Origin of the sequence: Parvibaculum sp. (genome assembly GCF_039680535.1) — a bacterium.
Classification (GTDB): domain Bacteria; phylum Pseudomonadota; class Alphaproteobacteria; order Parvibaculales; family Parvibaculaceae; genus Parvibaculum.
The window spans coordinates 42,548-62,140 of the sequence record NZ_JBDKSS010000022.1 but is presented as its reverse complement, the minus strand read 5'-3'; the positions used below and the strand labels follow the sequence as shown (position 1 = coordinate 62,140).

Genomic DNA, 19,593 nt, shown 5'->3' with positions numbered 1-19,593 from the left:
CCCAACGCCTTGTCGCTCAGCGCTTCAGAATGCTGCGCCCGGCATATTCCGCCGTCTCGCCGAGCAGTTCCTCGATGCGGAGAAGCTGATTGTACTTGGCCAACCGGTCGGACCGCGCGAGCGAGCCGGTCTTGATCTGGCCGCAGTTGGTGGCGACGGCAAGGTCGGCGATGGTCGCGTCTTCCGTTTCGCCCGAGCGATGCGACATGACGGCGGTGTAGTGCGCCTTGTGCGCCATTTCGACCGATTCAAGCGTCTCGGTCAGCGAGCCGATCTGGTTCACCTTGACCAGAATCGAGTTGGCGACCTTCTTCGAGATGCCGTCGGCTAGGCGACGCTTGTTGGTGACGAAAAGATCGTCGCCGACGAGCTGCACCTTGTCGCCGATGGCGTCGGTCAGCATCTTCCAGCCGTCCCAGTCGTCTTCCGCCATGCCGTCCTCGATAGAGATGATCGGATAGCGATTCACGAGATTGGCCCAGTATTGCACCATGGCGCCGGCGTCGAGCTTCTTACCCTCGCCTTCGAGGTCGTAGACACCGCCCTTGTAGAACTCAGTCGAGGCTGCATCGAGCGCGAGGTAGATGTCCTCGCCGGGACGATAGCCGGCCTTTTCGATGGCCTTCATGACGAAGCCGATCGCGTCCTCGGTCGAGGCGAGGTTCGGGGCAAAGCCGCCTTCGTCGCCGACATTGGTGTTATGGCCCGCCGCCTTCAGCTCGCCCTTCAGCGTGTGGAACACTTCGGCGCCCATGCGCAGGCCATCGGCGAAGCTCTCGGCCGCCACCGGCATGATCATGAATTCCTGGATGTCGATCGGGTTGTCCGCGTGCTGGCCGCCATTGACGATGTTCATCATCGGCACCGGCAGGATGCGGGCGGAGGGGCCGCCGACGTAGCGGAAGAGCGGCTGTCCCTGCGAAATCGCCTGCGCCTTCGCGACGGCGAGCGAGACGCCGAGGATGGCGTTGGCGCCGAGGCGCGACTTGTTCGGCGTCCCGTCGAGCGCGATCATCGCCCGGTCGATGGCGATCTGCTCGGCCGCGTCCATGCCGCCGACGGCATCGAAGATCTCGCCGTTGACCGCCGCGACCGCATTGCGGACGCCCTTGCCCTTGTAGCGCGAACCGCCGTCGCGCAGCTCCACCGCCTCATGGGCGCCCGTCGAGGCGCCCGAGGGAACGGCGGCCCGGCCCAGCGCGCCGTCCTCGAGAAGCACGTCGACTTCAACAGTCGGGTTGCCACGGCTGTCCAGAATTTCACGGCCGATAATGTCGATGATGGCAGACATGGCGTCTCAAGCTCCGCTCGGGTTTTACAAGGGTTCCCTCCGACACCAGCGCGGCCCCGGAAGCACCGCGTTTCTAACGGAGTGAGGTGCCGAACGGAAGAGGCTCGTTACGCCGCCCGCCGCTCGACCTGGAGCCGGTTCCCGGGTATCCGACGAAGGGCGTCAAACAGCCGCGCCCCGCAGAACGCCGCCCGCCCTGCAAACGGGTTCATCCGCATCGGGACCATTACCCCGATGCGGATGCAATTCAGTGCGCGGCCAGTTCCAGGTGCTGTTCGGCCTCACGTTCGGGCGCGAGCAGCCAATGGCTGTTCTGCTCGATATAGCTTCGCTCCGCTTCGATCAGCGCGCGGCCCAGCCCGATGCAGAACTTCTGTCCGGGCAGCAATGTCCCCTTGAAGGTTCCCTCACCCCGATCCAGCGCCCGCAATGTTTCTTCCGTCTCGTCGATTTCCGCGAGCCGCTGTTCGACAAGCTCCGCCAGCCGCGATTTTGGCAGATATGGCGCAAAGCTCAGGATGAACATGAACTCCGACCGCAGCCTGTGCCGCGCGGGCGAAGTCATCAGCGCGTGAAGGCAGGCCTTCCGGCCTGCATCCGTGATCGCATAAACCTTCTTGTTCGGACGATTCTCCTGCTCGACCCGCTCGCAGCTCACCAGCCCCTCCGCGGCAAGCTCGTTCAGCGCCGGATAGATATTGCTGATCGTCACGTCGACGACCTCGGAAACCTCGTTTTCGAGGACTTTCTTGATGTCGTAGCCGGTTGCCGGTCCCGACATGAGGACACTGAGCAACAGTTCCTTTGTATTCAACCCGCTTCCCTCCCCGTCAGCAGATCAGGCCCTTGCGGAGCCTTAAGTTAATTATCTATAAGCGTTTCCTCGTTAGGTTTTTTTCACCTAATTAGCAATCACAACGACCGACGCACACGCCTCCTCGTGCATGCGCCGGCTGCCTAGTCCATGTAGCCGGGCCCCCGGCTACGAGTCTTTCGGGCCCCACGGGCCCCCGAATCCGAGTAAGCGGGAGCAACCATCAAAATGAGAGTATCGACGGGAACGCCGCCTGTCACGAATGAACAGGCACAAGGACTTAAACTGAAATCTGCATTTTTTGCTGCAATCGCCGGCACGCTGCTCTTTGCTGGCGCGGCACATGCGGAATCCTACAAATTCGGCGATATCGACCTGTCGATCGACACGACAGTTTCCGCCGGCGTCTCGATGCGCACCGGCGCCCGCAGCTGCGAGCATGTCTCGCTGGTTAATGGCGGCTGCACTTCGTCGAGCGGCCGCTCGACGAGCGTGAACTCGGACAACGGCAACCTCAACTTCGATCGCGGCGACCTGACCAATGCGCTGGCGCGCGTGACGGCCGACGTCCAGCTCAAGTGGCAGAACTACGGCGCCTTCGTCCGCCCGACCGCTTACTACAACGCGGTCTATGCGAAGAACGACATGCGGTTCCGCGACCTCAACCATGATGGCCGTGGCCAGCTCGAATACCAGGCCAGCGTCCTCGACGCCTTCGTCTATGGCAACTGGGATGTCGACGGTCACGCGACGACGCTGCGCGTCGGCAAGCAGGCGCTGAACTGGGGCGAAAGCATCTTCATCACCGGCGGCGTCAATGCCTTCCAGGCCTTCGACGTGACGGCGCTGCGCACCCCCGGCGCGGAACTCAAAGACGGCATGACGCCGATGCCGATGGTTTACGGCTCCTTCGCCGTGACCGACGCGCTGACGCTCGAAGCCTTCTGGCAGTTCTCTTATGCGCGCACGGAACTCGATCCGGCCGGTTCGTTCTTCTCGACCGACGACATCACAGGCCGCGGCTCGCTGCCTGCTCTGTCGGCGCCCGACATCGACAACCCCGACTACGCAATCACGCCCGGCGACCTTGCCGCCCTCATCGCCGGCACCCCGGTCCCGATCGCGCTGCAGCGCACGGCAGACACCGGACACAGCGACACCAACCAGTTCGGCGTCGCCGCGCATTACTACGCGGAAGAAGTCGGCACGGGCACGGATTTCGGCCTCTATTTCGTCCGCTATTCGAGCCGCCTGCCCTACCTTGCCTTCACCAATGGCCCCTCGACGATGGCACAGAGCTGCGCGGCCATCGCGGCAAAAACGTTGAACACCGTGACTTGCGCGAGCGCGCAGGGCGTCAGCGCCGCGTTTGCCTACGGTGCCAACCAGGCGACCTACTACTACGACTTCCCGACGATCAACACGATCGGCGCGAGCTTCAGCACCACGGTCGAAGGCGTGGCGCTCTCCGGCGAAACGACTTTCTCGCCTGACATGCCCTTCGGCATCTATGACGGCGAAAACAACGCCGCCCAGATCGATGGCCTTGGCGCAGCTCCCTATCTCTCGGGTGGCGCCTGTGTCCCGCAGCTTGGATGTACCTTCAGCACGCTGCCCTACGCGCCCGGCCCGAACCAGTCGACGCTGGCGCATATCGACCTCGACGCCTGGCAGGGTCAGGTCGCCGCAATCCAGTCCTTCGCGACGACGGATTTCATTCCGCGCAATCTCGGCGCTGACAGCGGCGTCCTCGTTCTCAATGGCGGCTTCGTCTACGTGGCGGATGCGGGCAAGTATCCGCTGAACCGCTCCGGCCCCGAGGGCGGCCTTTCGAACCCCTTCGCGGCGCATCTCCTTGCCGGCGACGCAGGCAATCCGCAGTATGCGACGAGCTTCTCGTCGGGTTACCGCGCGCTGCTCTCGGTCGACTATCCGAGCGCGTTCGATACGGCCGTCACGCTCTCCCCGAAGATCGTCTGGCGCCATGACGTTCTCGGCTACTCGCCGGGTCCGAACACCGCCAACTACCTCAAGGGCCTGAAGGAAGTCACGCTTGCGGTCGACGCGAAGTACCAGTCGGTCAAGGCGACGCTCAGCTGGACGTCGAGCTTCGGCGCCGGTTGGTACAATCCCTTGTCGGATCGCGACTACGCCACGGCGAGCATTTCCTACGCCTTCTAAGCGAAACGCCGCACCCTTCGGGGTGCGGCAAGACGACCAGCCCCGGGAAGTCCGCTTCCCGGGGCTTCCTTTTGTCTCGCTTGACGCGAACGCCGGGCTCCTGTTCAACACCCCCGAATGGAGCGATCTTTCGGATGACAACGGCAAGAAACGGCAAGGCGCTGGTACTTTTCTCTGGCGGGCAGGACTCGACGGTCTGCCTGGCATGGGCGCTCGACCGCTTCGAAAGCGTGGAAACACTCGGCTTCGACTATGGCCAGACCCATGTGATCGAACTCGAGTGCCGCGCGAAGCTCCGCGAGGAATTGGCGCGCTTTCCCGGCTGGGGCGCGGCAATGGGCCCCGACCACACGATCTCGCTCCCCGAATTGGGGCGCATCAGCGAAACGGCGCTCACCCGCGACGTCGAAATCGAAATGATGGAAAACGGCCTGCCGAGCACATTTGTGCCGGGCCGCAATCTCCTCTTCCTCACCTATGCCGCTGCGCTTGGCTATCGGCGCGGCGCAACCCATATCGTCGGCGGTATGTGCGAGACGGATTATTCCGGCTATCCCGACTGCCGCAACGACACTCTGCAAACGCTTGGGCGCGCCATCAGCCTCGGCATGGACCGTGAATTCACCATCGAGACGCCCTTGATGTGGATCGACAAGGCCGCCACATGGACGCTGGCCGAAGAGCTTGGCGGCAAGGCGCTGCTCGAACTCGTCCTCGAACACACGCATAGCTGCTATCGCGGCGACCGCACACATCGCCACGACTGGGGCTATGGCTGCGGCACATGCCCTGCTTGCGATCTTCGCGCCAAGGGCTACGCGGCCTGGCGCGCCGGGAAGGCCTGACGCAGATGTATGCGGTGAAGGAAATTTTCTACACGCTGCAGGGCGAAGGCGCGAACGCCGGACGGCCTGCCGTGTTCTGCCGCTTTGCGGGCTGCAACCTCTGGTCGGGCCGCGAGCAGGATCGCGCCGATGCCGTCTGCACATTCTGTGACACGGACTTCGTCGGCACGAATGGCGAAGGCGGCGGCAAGTTCGCTACCGCCGATGCGCTCGCCGATGCGGTTGAGCGCACATGGAAGGCAGCTACGCGCGAGAACCGCTTCGTCGTCTGCACCGGCGGCGAGCCCTTGCTGCAGCTCGACGCCGCCCTCATCGACGCGTTCCACGCGCGCGGCTTCGAGATCGCAGTCGAAACCAACGGCACCATTGCGGCACCCGAAGGCATCGACTGGATATGCGTCAGCCCCAAGGCCGACGCCGAACTGAAACAGCTTGCCGGAGACGAGCTGAAACTCGTCTACCCCCAGGAAAAGGCGAAGCCCGAACGCTTCGAAAACCTCGCCTTCCGCTACTTCCTGCTTCAGCCCATGGACGGGCCCGACGCTGCGAAGAACACTGAAACCGCGACAGCCTATTGCTTGACGCATCCCAAATGGCGCCTGTCGCTCCAGACACACAAGATGATCGGTATTCCCTGATGCGTATCTATAAAGAATTCTTCTTCGACGCGGCACATTTTCTTCCGTATGCGGCAGATGACCATCCGAACCGCCGCATGCACGGACATTCCTTCCGCGTCGTCGTCTGGCTGGAAGGCAAGCCTGCGCCCGAAACCGGCCTGCTGCGGCATTTCGAGGATGTGGAGCGCGAACTTTTGCGGGTCCGCGAAAAGCTCGACCATCGCCTGCTGAACGAGATCGAAGGGCTTGAACAGCCCACCCTCGAACGCATCGCCGCCTGGATCTGGCACGACCTCGAACCGGCACTGCCGGAAATCGCCCGCGTTGAAATTCACCGCGCCTCATGCCGCGAGGGCTGCGTTTACGACGGACCGGAGAAAGTCTGATGGCCAAAACACCAAAGACGACCAAGCTCGCGCAACTCGGACAGCAGGTCGCGGCGCCCGCCTCGCCCGAAGAGGCCGTGCTCGAACGCGTTCCGAACCCGCAGGCCGACACGAATTATGTCGCCCGCTTCACCGTGCCCGAGTTCACCTCGCTCTGCCCCGTGACCGGCCAGCCGGATTTCGCGCATCTCGTCATCGACTATGTGCCGGGCAAATGGCTCGTCGAGTCGAAGTCGCTGAAGCTCTATATGCAGTCCTTCCGCAATCACGGCGCCTTCCACGAGGACTGCACCGTCGCGATCGGCAAGCGGCTGGCGAAGCTTCTCAGCCCCCGCTGGCTCCGCATCGGCGGCTACTGGTATCCACGCGGCGGCATCCCCATCGATGTCTTCTGGCAGACGGGCAAGCTCCCCACCGACGTCTGGGTGCCGGACCAGGGCGTCGCCCCCTATCGCGGACGCGGCTGAGCGTCGTAATCTCCTCCCCAGAGAACAAAATGCATTCGGTTTTTTGGGGAGGAAACGATGCCGAAGCTTCAAACGCTGCCCGCGAACAGTTCCGCCGATGACATCCTTGCCGTCCTGAAGCGCGACGGCGCGCTCATCCTGAAGGATGTGCTCACGCCGGCCGAAGTCGCGCAGGTCATGAACGAAATCAAACCCTATGTCGAAGCGACCGAATATGGGCGCGACGATTTCACAGGCAGAAAGACGACGCGCACCGGCGCCCTCATCGCCCGCTCGCCCGCCTGCCGCAATCTCGTCATGAACAAGACGGTGGTGGCCGCCGCCGAAACATTCCTGAAGCCCTTCTGCGAGCGCATACAGCTTCACCTCACTCAGCTCATCCGCATTCGCCCCGGCCAAACGAAGCAACCGATCCACCGCGACCGCTGGGCCTGGGGAACCTATCTGAAGGACGTCGAGCCGCAGTTCAACACGATCTGGGCGATCACGGATTTCACGAAGGAAAACGGCGCGACGCAGGTCTGCCCTGGCAGCCTCGGCTGGCCGGACAATTATCAGCCCAAGGATGAAGAGATCGGTTACGCCGAAATGTCCGCGGGCTCGGTCCTTCTCTATACCGGCGGCGTCTTTCACGGCGGCGGCGAAAACGCCTCGAACGGCGACCGCTACGGGCTCAACATCACCTATACGCTCGGCTGGCTGCGTCAGGAGGAAAACCAGTATCTCTCCTGCCCGCCCGAGATCGCGCGCACGCTGCCCGAAGACCTTCAGGCCATGATCGGCTATTCGATGGGAAGCTACGCGCTCGGCTATTACACGCCGCCGCTGCCCGCCGGCGAAGGCCCTGAAGTCGTGCCACCGGAATATGCGCTCGGCAGGCGTGACAGCGGCGGCAGCCAGTTCGGCTCGGTGGAGCTTCTCGAGGAAGTTCGCGCCTCGATACAGGGCGCTGACTAAATGCAAAGGCCGCCCAAAAGGGCGGCCTTTTCTCTAACCGAGCCTGATCTTCGTCAGACGAGCCTGCTCTGGGCGACCGCCGCTTCGATGAAAGAGCGGAACAGCGGGTGCGGAGCGAAGGGCTTCGACTTCAGCTCGGGATGATACTGGACGCCGATGAACCAGGGATGGTTCGGAATCTCGACCGTCTCCGGCAGGAGCCCGTCCGGCGACATGCCCGAAATGATCATGCCCGTCGCTTCGATCTGCTGGCGATAGGCGGTGTTCACCTCGTAGCGATGGCGATGCCGCTCGCTGATGCGCGTCGAACCGTAGATTTCGGCGATGCGGCTGCCTTCTTTCAGCGTGGCGTCATAAGCGCCGAGGCGCATCGTGCCGCCGAGATCGCCATTGGCGGCGCGCGTCACCAGCTCGTTCTGCTGCATCCACTCGGTCATGATGCCGACGACTGGCTCATTGGTCGGGCCGAACTCGGTCGAGCTCGCGCCTGTGAGACCGCCGACATTGCGCAGCGACTCGATAACGGCCATCTGCATGCCGAAGCAGATGCCGAAATAGGGCACCGCGCGCGTGCGCGCGAACTCGGCCGCCGCGATCTTGCCTTCGCTGCCGCGCTCGCCGAAGCCGCCCGGCACCAGAATGCCGTTCACGTCTTCAAGGTAATAGGCCGCGTCTTCCGTTTCGAAGATTTCGGACTCGAGCCACTTGATGTTGACCCGCACCTTGTTGGCGATGCCGCCGTGAACGAGCGACTCGTTCAGCGACTTGTACGCGTCCTTGAGGCCCGTGTACTTGCCGACGATCGCAATGGTCACGTCGCCTTCGGGCTCACGGATATTGTGAGTGATGGTCTTCCACTTCGTCAGGTCCGGCTCGACCGAGCCCTTGATGCCGAAGACGGAGAGCACTTCGCGGTCGAGGCCTTCGGTATGATAGGCATGCGGCACGTCATATATCGTGTCGACATCCATCGCCTGTATGACGGCGCTCTCGCGCACGTTGCAGAAGAGCGCGATCTTGCGCCGCTCGTCCTTCGGGATCGGGCGGTCGGCGCGGCACATCAGAATGTCGGGCTGAATGCCAATGGAACGCAGTTCCTTCACCGAATGCTGCGTCGGCTTGGTCTTCATCTCGCCGGCGCTCGGAATGTAGGGAAGCAGCGTCAGATGGATGAAGCAGGTCTGGCCGCGCTCCAGCTCGTTGCCGAGCTGGCGGATCGCTTCGAAGAACGGAAGCCCCTCGATGTCGCCGACCGTGCCGCCGATCTCGCAAAGCACGAAATCGACGCCGTCATTGCCGGACAGGACGAAATCCTTGATCGCGTCTGTGACATGCGGAATGACCTGCACCGTGCCACCCAGGTAATCGCCGCGCCGTTCGCGCGCGATGATGTCCTGATAGATCCGGCCAGTGGTGATGTTGTCGCCACGCGTCGCGGGCACGCCCGTGAAACGCTCATAGTGACCGAGGTCGAGGTCAGTCTCCGCTCCGTCATCCGTCACATAGACCTCACCATGCTGGTAAGGCGACATCGTGCCGGGATCGACGTTCAGGTAAGGATCGAGCTTGCGAAGCCGCACGGAGAAGCCACGCGCCTGGAGAAGCGCGCCGAGAGCTGCGGATGCGAGACCCTTGCCAAGAGAGGAGACCACGCCGCCGGTGATGAATATGTACCGCGTCATGGGCCCTAAACGTACACCAACAAAAAACGATTCGGATCGCCAAACGTGAACCGCAAGGCCCGTTCGGCGAAAATTACTGTGGGTCGATGTCCGGCGAGGTTCCGGACGGTTCTTTTACTGTGCGCGTGGAACGCTCGGCTGAGCCGGTGCCGCCGGAACTGTGCCGTTTTGGACCGGCTTCGTCGCCTTGTCGAGATCGGAGCCCAGCGGCGCCGGAACGACCGGGCCCTGATTGGTCACGGGCACGTTCGAAATCTTGTCGAGAACCGAGTTGCTCGAACCGCCACGCGAAGCGATCACCACCAGCGACAGGCTGGTCGCGAAGAAGATCGCCGCGGCAATTGCGGTTGCCCGGGTGAGCACGTTGCCCGCGCCCCGGCCCGTCATCAGGCCGCCGCCACCGCCGCCAATGCCCAGCGCGCCGCCTTCCGAGCGCTGAAGCAGCACCAGGGCGACGAGCGCCACCGCAACCATCAGATGGATAATGAGGAGGACGGTGGTCATGACGGGTCGGAATCCAATCTGTTCATAACGGGCCTGCCCCTGTCTGGGCCAGCCGACGGGGCGGTTTGTAGCGCATGCGGGCCCGGGTTTCCAGTCCCGCGGCGCCCGGTCAGATATATGCCGAAATAATGCCGAAAAAGTCCTCGGCCTTGAGGCTCGCGCCGCCGACCAGGGCGCCATTGACGTTTTCGACGCCCATGAGTTCCGCGGCATTGGAGGGCTTCACCGAGCCGCCATAGAGGATTCGCATGGCGGCGCCCTCGTCGCCGAAGCGCTTCACCAGGGCGTCGCGGATGGCGGCATGGACCTTGGCCACGTCCTGCGCGGTGGGCGTCCGGCCGGTGCCGATGGCCCAGACGGGCTCATAGGCGACGACCGTGGTTTTCGCCGTCGCATCGGCCGGCAGCGAGCCCTTGAGCTGGCCGCGGATGACCTTCAGTGTCTCCCTGGCATCGCGCTGCGCTTCCGTTTCACCGACGCAGACAATGGCGACGAGGCCCGCCCGATGCGCGGCTTCGGCCTTGGCCCGGACCACGGCATCCGTCTCGCCGTGGTCGGCGCGGCGCTCGGAATGGCCGACGATGACATAGGAGGCGCCGGCCTCCTTCAGCATTTCCGCGCTGATGTCGCCCGTATGGGCGCCCGACACCTTGGCGTGGCAATCCTGAGCGCCGATGGCGATCTTCGAGCCCCTGGCTTCATCCTTCAGGAGGGGAATCAGCGTGGCCGGCGGGCAGACGAGGACGTCGCAGCGGATGCGCTTTGCCTTGGCCAGCAGCCGCGCAAGGCCCGAAACCTCTTTCTTAGAGGCTTTGAGGCCATTCATCTTCCAGTTGCCTGCCACCAGCGCCTTTACGCGCGGTGCTTTATTCTTTGCTGCCATGACTTGATTCCCGCCTTTGGACGTCCCACCGAACTCGTAAATGGGCCGCCCGCGGATTTACCAGAGTGACGCCGCCTCGCCAACGCGTTTTCACAAGGAAAATCAAACGGAAAGCGCCCCCTGCCCGCTTGCGGGATAAAGGACCCGCACCTATCATGCCGCGCTCCCAGGAACGGCCGGCCCCGGCCGGTCCTCCAGAACCGGCCCATCCTTCAAAAAAACGGAAAACCGACCAATGCTTGATACCCTGAGGAGAGGCGCCGGCAGCTGGGTTGCGAAGCTATTGATGGGCCTTCTGGTCTTCAGCTTCGGCATCTGGGGCATTGCGGATATTTTCCGCGGCTATTCGTCGGACTCCGTCGCCCGGGTTGGCGACACCGACATCAAGCTCAAGCAATTCGAGCGCGAATTCGAGAACCAGACCAAGGCCATGGCGCAGCGCCTCGGCCAGCCGCTGACGCGCGAGCAGGCGCGGACCTATGGCGTCGCGCAGGCTTCGCTGACGCGTCTCATCGCGCTCGCGGCGCTGGACGCCGGCGCGAAGGGCCTGGGCCTCGCCGCCAGCGACGAAGCCGTGGCGAAGGACATTGCCGCCGACCCGAATCTCCAGGGCAGCTTTGGCAAATTCGACCGCGCGGCGTTCGAAATGGCGCTGCAGCGCATCGGGCTGACCGAAAAGACCTTCATTGCCGACCGCCGCGCCTTTATCGAGCGCGCGCAGCTCAGCGATGTTCTGATGAGCGGCATCGACGCCCCCTCGACCCTGCTCGACGCGATTTCTACCTTCCAGCAGGAAACGCGCGTCGCCTCCTACATCATCCTGCCCCCGAGCGTCGTCGGCGATATCAAGGACCCGGACGAGAAGACGCTCGAGGCATATCACAAGAAGGCCGCGATCCACTTCACCCAGCCCGAGACGCGCGACTTCACGATCATGACGCTGACGCCAGCCGATCTGGCAGCGTCGATCTCGATCAGCGACGACGAGCTCGCCAAGGCCTATGAGCAGCGCCGCAGCGAATTCGATATTCCCGAGAAGCGCACCGTCGATCAGATTCCCTTTGCGACCAAGGCGGCCGCCGAGGCCGCCGACGCCCGCCTCAAGAAGGGCGAAGCGCTGGACAAGATCATTTCCGAAATCGGCCTGACGCCCGCCGACGTGGCTCTCGGCGTGGTCACCCGCGACCAGATGGTTTCGCCCGCCGTGGCCGACGCGGCCTTCGCTCTCAAGGCTGGCGAATACAGCGCCCCGGTTCAGGGCCCGCTCGGCACGGTCATTCTGCACGTCACCGCCATCGAGCCCGGCAAGGCGAGCAGGTTCGAAGACGTGAAGAGCAAGCTTCGCACCGAACTCGCCAATGAAAAGGCGAGCAGCCAAGTCTACGACGTTCAGAACGGCATCGAGGACGCCCGCGCCGGTGGCGCGAGCATCGAGGACATTGCGGCGAAGAACGGCCTGAAGACCGTCAAGTTCACAGGCGTCACCGAAAAGGGTCTCACCGCGGACGGCGGCAAGATCGCCGGCCTCCCCGAATACAAGGACATGCTGACGACTGTCTTCAGGAGTGAGCAAGGCGATCAGATTCCGCCCGGCGACACGGGCAATGGCGGCTACTACTGGCTGCGCGTCGATGGCGTGAAGGCGGCGGAGGTGAAGCCTCTCGACAAGGTCCGCGCCGACGTCATCAAGCTCTGGAAAGCCGAGAAGCGCAAAGCCGATCTCGACGCGCTGGCCCAGTCGCTGGTCGAGCGCGGCAACAAGGGCGAGAGCTTCGACAAGCTCGCGGCCTCGGTCGGCCGCACGCCCCTCACCTCGCCCGAGATCAAGCGCTTCTCCGAGAGCGATACCTTCTCGCGCATTGCCGTGACGCGCATCTTTGCCGCGCCGCAGGGCGGGCTCGCCTATGGCCCGGTCGGCCTCGGCGACAGCCTGCTCGTCATGCAGGTCAAATCGGTTTCCGATCCCAAGCCCGATCGTCAGTCGGCGGATTACAAGAAGATCAGCGACGACGTTCGCGATGCTCTCCAGACCGATATGATCACGACCTATATCGCTGCGCTGGAAAAGAAGCTCGGCGTCGACGTCAACACAACGCTCCTGGAGCGCACACTCGCGTCGGACAGCGCGCAATAGTGCCTGTCCTTTACTAAACCTGCCGGTGCCGTCATGATTCTACCTGCCTTCGCGGACTTCGAGCGCATCTACAATTCCGGCGCGGCGCAGGTCGTCTGGACGCGGCTCGTCGCCGATCTCGAAACGCCCGTCTCTGCGATGCTCAAGATCGCGGACAGCCGCCCGAACAGCTTTCTGCTCGAGTCGGTCGAGGGCGGCGACACGCGCGGCCGTTACTCGATCATCGGGCTGAAGCCCGATGTGATCTGGCGGACGCAGGGCGACAAGCCGGAGATCAACCGCCGCGCCCTCATCGACACGCAGAGCTTCGAGCCCTGCGGCACGGGCGCGCTCGCCTCGCTGCGCGCGCTGATCGCCGAATCCCGCATCGACCTGCCCGAAGATCTTCCGCCCATGGCGGCGGGCGTCTTCGGCTATATGGGTTATGACACGATCCGCCTGATCGAGAATCTTCCGAACCAGAACCCGGACCGCCTCGGCCTGCCCGATGGTCTTTTCCTCCGCCCGACGATCATTGCGGTCTTCGACTCGGTGAAGGACGAAGTGACGATCGTGACGCCGGTGCGTCCGGAACCCGGCCTCAATGCGCGCGCCGCCTATGCCCGTGCGGGCGAACGGCTCACCGATGTCGTCGCCGATTTCGATCGTTCGCTGCCCCATGTCGATCAGGCGGACACCGCCGCCGACATGCCCGCGCCGCAGTCGAACACGCCGCAAGAAACTTATTTCGACATGGTGCGCAAGGCGAAGGAATACATCGCCGCCGGCGACATCTTCCAGGTCGTGCTGTCCCAGCGCTTCGAAGCGCCGTTCACCCTGCCCGCCTTCTCGCTCTACCGGGCACTCCGCCGCATCAACCCGTCGCCCTATCTCTATTTCCTCAACTTCGAGAATTTCTCGATCGTCGGGTCGAGCCCGGAAATCCTGGTGCGCGTGCGCGACAACAAGGTCACCATCCGTCCGATTGCCGGCACACGCCATCGCGGCAAGAGCGCTAGCGAAGACGCCGCCATCGGCGAGGAACTGCTTGCCGATCCGAAGGAGCGCGCCGAGCATCTGATGCTGCTCGATCTCGGCCGCAACGATGTCGGCCGCGTCTCGAAGATCGGCTCCGTGCAGGCAACGGAGAAATTCGCCCTCCAGTACACCTCGCACCTGATCCACATCGTCTCCAATGTCGAAGGCGATCTCGACCCGCATTACGACGCCATCGCGGCGCTGATCGCGGGCTTCCCGGCCGGCACCGTGTCCGGGGCGCCGAAGGTTCGCGCGATGGAAATCATCGACGAGCTCGAACTCGACAAGCGCGGCGCCTATGCAGGCTGCGTCGGCTATTTTTCGGCCGCAGGCGACATGGATACCTGCATCGTGCTCCGCACCGCCATCGTGAAGGATGGCAAGATGTATGTTCAGGCGGGCGGCGGCGTCGTCGCGGACTCGACGCCCGAAGGCGAGTATCAGGAGACGGTCAACAAGGCCAAGGCGCTCTTCCGGGCCGCTGAAGAGGCGGTGCGCTACGCGTCGAGAGGCGGGAGACGGCAGTGAGCGGCGGCAGCGGGGGCAAGCCTGTCCTCGTCTTCGACTCAGGCATTGGCGGACTTTCCGTGCTTGCCGCAATCCGCAAACTCATGCCGACGCAACGCCTCGTCTATGTCGCCGACGACGCGGCCTTCCCTTATGGTAACTGGAAGGAAGACGAACTCAGCGCGCATATCGTGCGGCTGATGGGCGAGCTGATTGCAACACACGATCCCGCCGCCGTGGTCATCGCCTGCAACACCGCGTCAACGCTCGTCCTGCCGCCGCTGCGCGAAAGGTTCAGCATTCCCTTCGTCGGCACAGTTCCCGCCGTGAAGCCCGCCGCCGAGCAGACGAAAACGGGCGTCATCGCGGTTCTCGCGACGCCTGCGACCATCGCCCGCGATTATACGCGCAAGCTGATCGAGAGCTTCGCGCAGTCGGCAAAGGTGCAGCTCGTCGCCGCGCCGCGCCTTGCCAGCATCGCAGAGGATCTTCTGCGCGGACAGGCCATCGACCGCGAAGTCATCCGCGAGGAAATCGCGCCCTGTTTCGTGGAGATCGACGGCAAGCGCACGGACATCGTCGTGCTCGGCTGCACGCATTATCCGTTCCTCATCGACGAAATGAATGCGGTCGCACCATGGCCCGTGACGTGGCTCGACCCCGCCCCCGCGATTGCGCGGCGGCTCGTCGCCGTGCTCGACGGAAAGATTCCCGGCCCCGATGGCGAGAGCGTCGCGCTCTTCACCAGCGGCAGGCCCGTTCCACCGCGCCTTGCCGCGCTTCTCGAAAGCGACGGCCTGAATCCGGGCAGCTAACCCGTGCGGCTCAACTCGCTTCGCGGTGCTTCAGCGCCGCCGTCAGCGGCACCAGCGTGAAGCCGCGCGCCTGCGCGTCCGGAATCCATTTTTCGAGCATGTCGAGCGTGATGGGATGCGGATGCCCGATGGCGATTGCGACGCCATGCTTGAGCGCGATCTGCTCGAGGCGGCTCAGCTCCGCCTTGACCTCGCCTCCCTCCTCGTCATTGTCGAGAAAGACGTCACGCGAAACGGTCGGCAAGCCTGCGGCGCGCGCGGCATTGGCGGCCTGCGTCTGGGCAGAGGTGCGCGAGTCGAGGAACATGAGACCGCGATCCTTCAGCGTCGCCATGACGAGGGCCATGCCCTTCGCATCGGAAGTGAAGCGGCTGCCCATGTGATTGTTTATGCCGACATAGCCGCCGAACTGATCGAGGCACCAGGCGAGATCGGCCTTGAGCTGATCGTCCGTCTCGCCGACGCGCAGGGCATGCGGCCCGGGATCGTCCTTGCCCACGGGCTCCATCGGCACATGGACGAGGATTTCATGCCCTCGCTCTCGCGAAAGCTTCACCGAAGACGCCACGTTCCGGGTGTAAGGCAGAAAGGCGAAGGTGATCGGGGCCGGCAGGCCCATCGCCCGCTCGGTGCCCTTGCGGTTCGCGCCCATGTCGTCGATGACGATGGCGATCATTGGCCCCTTGGGCTCGGCGGAGGGCACGACCGCATTGCGCTTCCAGGCCGGCGGCTCGGTGACCACATGTCTGGGCGGCGCCGGTGGCGCGGCGGGCGGCTTCGGCACAAGCACGGCCTGCGGAGGTACGGCGACGGCCGGCGGCGGCGCCTCCCGGAGCACCACGGGCGCCTTCGACCCAGCGGCCGGGCGCTCCGGCCTCGCGCCCGAACGCCAGTAAAGCGCAAGGCCTGTCGCCAGAACGACGGAAAGCACGCCAACAAGCGCATCACGCCGGATTTCAGGATCCGCCCATAGCTTCTTGATACGCTTGAAAACTTTCCGATACGGCATGCAACCCTGCGACTCAGACCCTATATTGGAGGGATACGAGCATGGCTCGACGCGGGCCGTAAAGCGGCACGCCTTGCCCCGCTCCGCTCCCACGGCCTATAAGACTACAAAGTGCGGTATTTTTACCGCCCAGTGGGTTAATCATGCTGCTCCTCATCGATAATTACGACAGCTTCACCTACAACCTCGTCCAGTTTCTCGGCGATCTCGGCGCGGAGACGGAGGTTCACCGGAACGACAAGCTGTCGGTCGCGCAAGCCGTCGCCATGCGGCCTGAAGCCATCGTCATCTCGCCGGGCCCCTGCGATCCGGACCGGGCCGGCATCTGCCTCGATCTCATCAAGGCGGCTGCGGACGAGCGCATTCCACTTTTCGGCGTCTGCCTCGGCCATCAGGCGATCGGCCAGGCCTTCGGCGGCAGGATCATCCGCGCGCCCAAGCTCATGCATGGCAAGGTCGACGCGATCGCGCATACCGGCAAGGGCGTCTTCCGCAACCTGCCGAGCCCGCTTCAGGCGACGCGCTACCACTCGCTGACCATCGATCCGACGACCTTCCCCTCGGTTCTCGAAGTGACGGCCACTTCGTCCGATGACGTCATCATGGGGCTTCGTCACAAGGAGCTTCCCATTCACGGCGTACAGTTCCATCCGGAGAGCATCGCGACCGAACATGGCCACGACATTCTGCGCAACTTCCTCGAGATCACGGGCGTGAAAACGCGCGCGCTCGCCTGAGGGAATTCGCATGGGCGATTTCAAGTCACTCATTGGCAAGGTTGCCAGCGGCCTGCCGCTTGCCTCCGACGAGGCCGAAGCGGCGTTCTCGATCATCATGTCGGGCGAGGCGACGCCGGCCCAGATGGCTGGCTTCCTCATGGCGCTGCGTGTGCGTGGCGAGACGGTGGACGAGCTGACCGCCGGCGCCCGCGTCATGCGCCAGAAGGCGCTCGCCGTAAAAGCGCCCGCCGATGCCATCGACATTGTCGGCACGGGCGGCGACGGCGCGCAGACCTACAACATCTCTACCGCGACGTCGCTCGTCGTCGCCTCGGCTGGCGTGCCGGTGGCGAAACACGGCAACCGCGCCGCGTCGTCGAAATCCGGCACTGCGGACGCGCTGATGGCGCTTGGCGTCAATCTCGACATCGAGCCCGACGCCATCGCTCGCTGCATCGCAGAAGCAGGCATCGGCTTCATGTTCGCCCCGGTGCATCATTCCGCCATGCGCCATGTCGCGCCGGTGCGCGCCGAACTCGGTACGCGCACGATCTTCAACCTGCTCGGGCCGCTCGCCAATCCGGCAAGCGTGAAGCATCACAGCATCGGCGTCTTCGCGCCGCGCTGGGTCGAGCCCTTCGCGGAAACGCTTCGTAACCTCGGCTCGCACCGCGCCTGGGTCGTGCATGGTTCTGATGGTCTCGACGAGCTCACGACCACGGGCGTTTCCTATGTCGCCGAGGTCAACGACGGAAAGATCCGCACCTTCGAGGTGACGCCGGAGGAAGCGGGACTTTCGCGCGCGACGCTCGAAGACTTGCGCGGCGGCGATCCGGCCCATAACGCTGCGGCCATTGTCGCGCTGCTGGACGGCGCGCCCGGCGCCTATCGCGACATCGTTCTTCTCAATGCCGCCGCTGCGCTCATCATCGCGGGCAAGGCCGCGACGCTCGCTGAAGGCGCGAAGCTTGCGGCAAACGCCATCGACAGCGGCGCGGCAAAGAAAGTGTTGGCGCGTCTCGTCGCCGTCTCCAATGGGAAACCGGCGAATGGCTGACATTCTCGAAAAGATCGGCGCATACAAGCTCGAAGAGATCGCGGCGGCGAAGAAGTCCCGCCCTATCGGCGATGTCGAGGCAGCGGCCCGCGCGGCGAGCCCGGTGCGAGGTTTCGCGGCGGCGCTGTCGCGCAAGGTCGCGGCAAGGGAATATGCGCTGATCGCCGAAATCAAGAAGGCAAGCCCATCCAAGGGGCTCATCCGCGCGCATTTCGATCCGCCTGCGCTGGCCCGCGCTTATGAACGCGGCGGCGCGGCCTGCCTCTCCGTGCTCACCGACGGACCCTCCTTTCAGGGAAGCCCGGAATTTCTGACTGCCGCCCGCGCGGCTGTTTCGCTGCCTGTCATCCGCAAGGACTTCCTCTACGACACCTATCAGGTGGCCGAAGCCCGCGCGATGGGTGCCGACTGCATCCTCATCATCATGGCATCGGTCTCCGATGCGCAGGCGCGCGACCTCGAAGACGCGGCGCTCGCATGGGGCATGGACGCGATCATCGAGGTCCATGACGAGGCGGAACTCGACCGCGCGCTCATGCTGAAGAGCCCGCTCGTCGGTATCAACAACCGCAATCTGCGCACCTTCGAAGTGACGCTGGCGACGACCGAAAAGCTCGCGCCCCGCGTTCCGAAGGATCGCCTCGTCATCGGCGAAAGCGGCATCTTCACACCTGCCGATCTCGCCCGCCTCGCCCGATCGGACGTCTATGCCTATCTCGTCGGCGAGAGCCTGATGCGGCAGGACGACGTCGAGGCTGCGACGCGCGCCCTGCTGCAGAAATAATGTTTGCCCGGTAGCGTTCGCGTTACGTCATCACTCTCCGCCGCAACGGCCCCAAAGGTATCCGCCATGACCGTGCTCAAGCTGAACAAATGGAATATCGCGATCGGCGACGGACAGCCGCTGGTCGTCATCGCCGGGTTGAACGTGCTTGAGGATCAGAAGCTCGCCTTCGATGTCGCGCGGCATCTGAAAGCCGTGACCGCCGAACTCGGCCTGCCCTACATCTTCAAGGCGAGCTTCGACAAGGCGAACCGCTCCTCGATCAAGAGCTATCGCGGGCCCGGCCTCGAAAAGGGCCTCGAAATGCTCGCCACCGTGAAGGCCGAATTCAACGTGCCGATCGCGACCGATCTTCACGAAGTCTATCAGGCCGAGCCCGTCGCGGCGGTGGCCGACATCGTGCAGATCCCGGCCTTTCTCTGCCGCCAGACGGACCTCGTGGTAGCCGCCGCGCGCGCGACGCACAAGGCGGGCGGCCTTCTCCATGTGAAGAAGGCGCAGTTCCTCGCCCCCTGGGACTGCAAGAACATCGTCTCCAAGATCAAGGAAGCGACAGACGGCGCGGACTTCACCATGCTTTGCGAGCGCGGTTCTTCGTTCGGCTACAACAATCTCGTCGTCGACATGCTGGCCCTCAGCGAAATGAAGAAGCTCGGCGTTCCCGTCACCATTGACGCAACGCATGCCGTGCAGCTACCGGGCGCCGATCCGCGCACGGGCGGCGCGTCAACGGGCGGTCGTCGCGAAGGCGTGTCGATCATCGCCAAGTCTGCCGTCGCGGCAGGCGCGGATGGCGTATTCCTCGAATTTCACCCCGAGCCCGACAAGGCTCTCTGCGATGGCCCGAGCTGCCTGCCGCTCGACGGTGCTGCGAAGCTGCTGGCCACTCTGAAGGCGATCAAGGCGGCCGCCGCCTGATAG

At 64.0% G+C, this 19,593-nt stretch carries 19 protein-coding genes; 13 read left to right on the top strand and 6 right to left on the bottom strand.

Annotated features, from left to right (window positions below; genetic code table 11):
• Positions 1-16: 16 nt before the first annotated feature.
• Together eno and ABFC66_RS14325 are read right to left on the bottom strand one after the other, a co-directional pair.
• Positions 17-1,291 carry a phosphopyruvate hydratase gene (eno, locus tag ABFC66_RS14330; protein WP_346741644.1) on the bottom strand — a complete coding sequence of 425 codons (1,275 nt, stop codon included), beginning with the start codon at positions 1,289-1,291 and terminating at the stop codon, positions 17-19.
• A gap of 247 nt (positions 1,292-1,538) precedes the next feature.
• Positions 1,539-2,105 carry a PadR family transcriptional regulator gene (locus tag ABFC66_RS14325; protein ID WP_346741643.1) on the bottom strand — a complete coding sequence of 189 codons (567 nt, stop codon included), beginning with the start codon at positions 2,103-2,105 and terminating at the stop codon, positions 1,539-1,541.
• A gap of 228 nt (positions 2,106-2,333) precedes the next feature.
• Here ABFC66_RS14325 and ABFC66_RS14320 point away from each other — a divergent pair, with 228 nt between their 5' ends.
• The 6 genes from ABFC66_RS14320 (at position 2,334) to ABFC66_RS14295 (ending at position 7,561) form a co-directional block, all read left to right on the top strand.
• Positions 2,334-4,286 carry a DUF1302 domain-containing protein gene (locus ABFC66_RS14320; RefSeq protein WP_346741642.1) on the top strand — a complete coding sequence of 651 codons (1,953 nt, stop codon included), beginning with the start codon at positions 2,334-2,336 and terminating at the stop codon, positions 4,284-4,286.
• A gap of 134 nt (positions 4,287-4,420) precedes the next feature.
• Positions 4,421-5,131: a 7-cyano-7-deazaguanine synthase QueC gene (queC, locus tag ABFC66_RS14315; RefSeq protein WP_346741641.1), complete on the top strand. Its 711-nt coding sequence runs from the start codon at positions 4,421-4,423 to the stop codon at positions 5,129-5,131.
• Positions 5,132-5,136: 5 nt separating this feature from the next.
• Positions 5,137-5,769 carry a 7-carboxy-7-deazaguanine synthase gene (queE, locus tag ABFC66_RS14310; protein WP_346741640.1) on the top strand — a complete coding sequence of 211 codons (633 nt, stop codon included), beginning with the start codon at positions 5,137-5,139 and terminating at the stop codon, positions 5,767-5,769.
• A complete protein-coding gene (locus ABFC66_RS14305) occupies positions 5,769-6,137 on the top strand; it encodes a 6-carboxytetrahydropterin synthase (RefSeq protein ID WP_346741639.1) in 369 nt (122 codons plus the stop codon). Before queE ends, ABFC66_RS14305 begins: the two co-directional genes overlap by 1 nt.
• The gene (gene queF / locus ABFC66_RS14300) at positions 6,137-6,604 is read left to right on the top strand and encodes a preQ(1) synthase (protein WP_346741638.1); all 468 of its coding nucleotides are present in this window, start codon (positions 6,137-6,139) and stop codon (positions 6,602-6,604) included. The genes ABFC66_RS14305 and queF overlap by 1 nt, the downstream gene beginning before the upstream one ends.
• A gap of 57 nt (positions 6,605-6,661) precedes the next feature.
• Positions 6,662-7,561 carry a phytanoyl-CoA dioxygenase family protein gene (locus ABFC66_RS14295; protein WP_346741637.1) on the top strand — a complete coding sequence of 300 codons (900 nt, stop codon included), beginning with the start codon at positions 6,662-6,664 and terminating at the stop codon, positions 7,559-7,561.
• Between the two features lie 53 nt (positions 7,562-7,614).
• On the opposite strand, the gene ABFC66_RS14290 is transcribed toward ABFC66_RS14295, so the two are convergent.
• From ABFC66_RS14290 to tpiA, 3 genes are all read right to left on the bottom strand, one after another.
• Positions 7,615-9,243, bottom strand: a complete 1,629-nt coding sequence (locus ABFC66_RS14290; protein WP_346741636.1) for a CTP synthase — start codon at positions 9,241-9,243, stop codon at positions 7,615-7,617.
• A gap of 114 nt (positions 9,244-9,357) precedes the next feature.
• A complete protein-coding gene (secG, locus tag ABFC66_RS14285; protein ID WP_346741635.1) occupies positions 9,358-9,747 on the bottom strand; it encodes a preprotein translocase subunit SecG in 390 nt (129 codons plus the stop codon).
• A gap of 109 nt (positions 9,748-9,856) precedes the next feature.
• Complete coding sequence (gene tpiA / locus ABFC66_RS14280) at positions 9,857-10,630, bottom strand: triose-phosphate isomerase (RefSeq protein ID WP_346741634.1); 774 nt, start codon at positions 10,628-10,630, stop codon at positions 9,857-9,859.
• Between the two features lie 235 nt (positions 10,631-10,865).
• Between tpiA and ABFC66_RS14275 the strand changes: the two genes are divergently transcribed.
• The 3 genes from ABFC66_RS14275 to murI are packed head-to-tail and all read left to right on the top strand — an operon-like array spanning position 10,866 to position 15,103.
• Positions 10,866-12,764, top strand: a complete 1,899-nt coding sequence (locus ABFC66_RS14275) for a SurA N-terminal domain-containing protein (RefSeq protein WP_346741633.1) — start codon at positions 10,866-10,868, stop codon at positions 12,762-12,764.
• A gap of 33 nt (positions 12,765-12,797) precedes the next feature.
• On the top strand, positions 12,798-14,309 hold the full coding sequence (gene trpE / locus ABFC66_RS14270) for an anthranilate synthase component I (protein ID WP_346741632.1): 1,512 nt from the start codon (positions 12,798-12,800) through the stop codon (positions 14,307-14,309).
• A complete protein-coding gene (gene murI / locus ABFC66_RS14265; protein WP_346741631.1) occupies positions 14,306-15,103 on the top strand; it encodes a glutamate racemase in 798 nt (265 codons plus the stop codon). The genes trpE and murI overlap by 4 nt, the downstream gene beginning before the upstream one ends.
• Before the next feature lie 10 nt (positions 15,104-15,113).
• On the opposite strand, the gene ABFC66_RS14260 is transcribed toward murI, so the two are convergent.
• Positions 15,114-16,112 (bottom strand): divergent polysaccharide deacetylase family protein, encoded by a 999-nt coding sequence (locus tag ABFC66_RS14260; protein WP_346741630.1) that lies wholly within the window; start codon positions 16,110-16,112, stop codon positions 15,114-15,116.
• Between the two features lie 143 nt (positions 16,113-16,255).
• Here ABFC66_RS14260 and ABFC66_RS14255 point away from each other — a divergent pair, with 143 nt between their 5' ends.
• The 4 genes from ABFC66_RS14255 (at position 16,256) to kdsA (ending at position 19,590) form a co-directional block, all read left to right on the top strand.
• A complete protein-coding gene (locus ABFC66_RS14255) occupies positions 16,256-16,849 on the top strand; it encodes an aminodeoxychorismate/anthranilate synthase component II (RefSeq protein ID WP_346741629.1) in 594 nt (197 codons plus the stop codon).
• 10 nt (positions 16,850-16,859) lie between these two features.
• On the top strand, positions 16,860-17,888 hold the full coding sequence (gene trpD, locus ABFC66_RS14250; protein WP_346741628.1) for an anthranilate phosphoribosyltransferase: 1,029 nt from the start codon (positions 16,860-16,862) through the stop codon (positions 17,886-17,888).
• Positions 17,881-18,672, top strand: coding sequence for an indole-3-glycerol phosphate synthase TrpC (gene trpC, locus ABFC66_RS14245; protein ID WP_346741627.1), 792 nt, complete (start codon positions 17,881-17,883; stop codon positions 18,670-18,672). The genes trpD and trpC overlap by 8 nt, the downstream gene beginning before the upstream one ends.
• A gap of 66 nt (positions 18,673-18,738) precedes the next feature.
• Complete coding sequence (kdsA, locus tag ABFC66_RS14240; protein WP_346741626.1) at positions 18,739-19,590, top strand: 3-deoxy-8-phosphooctulonate synthase; 852 nt, start codon at positions 18,739-18,741, stop codon at positions 19,588-19,590.
• Positions 19,591-19,593 lie beyond the last annotated feature (3 nt).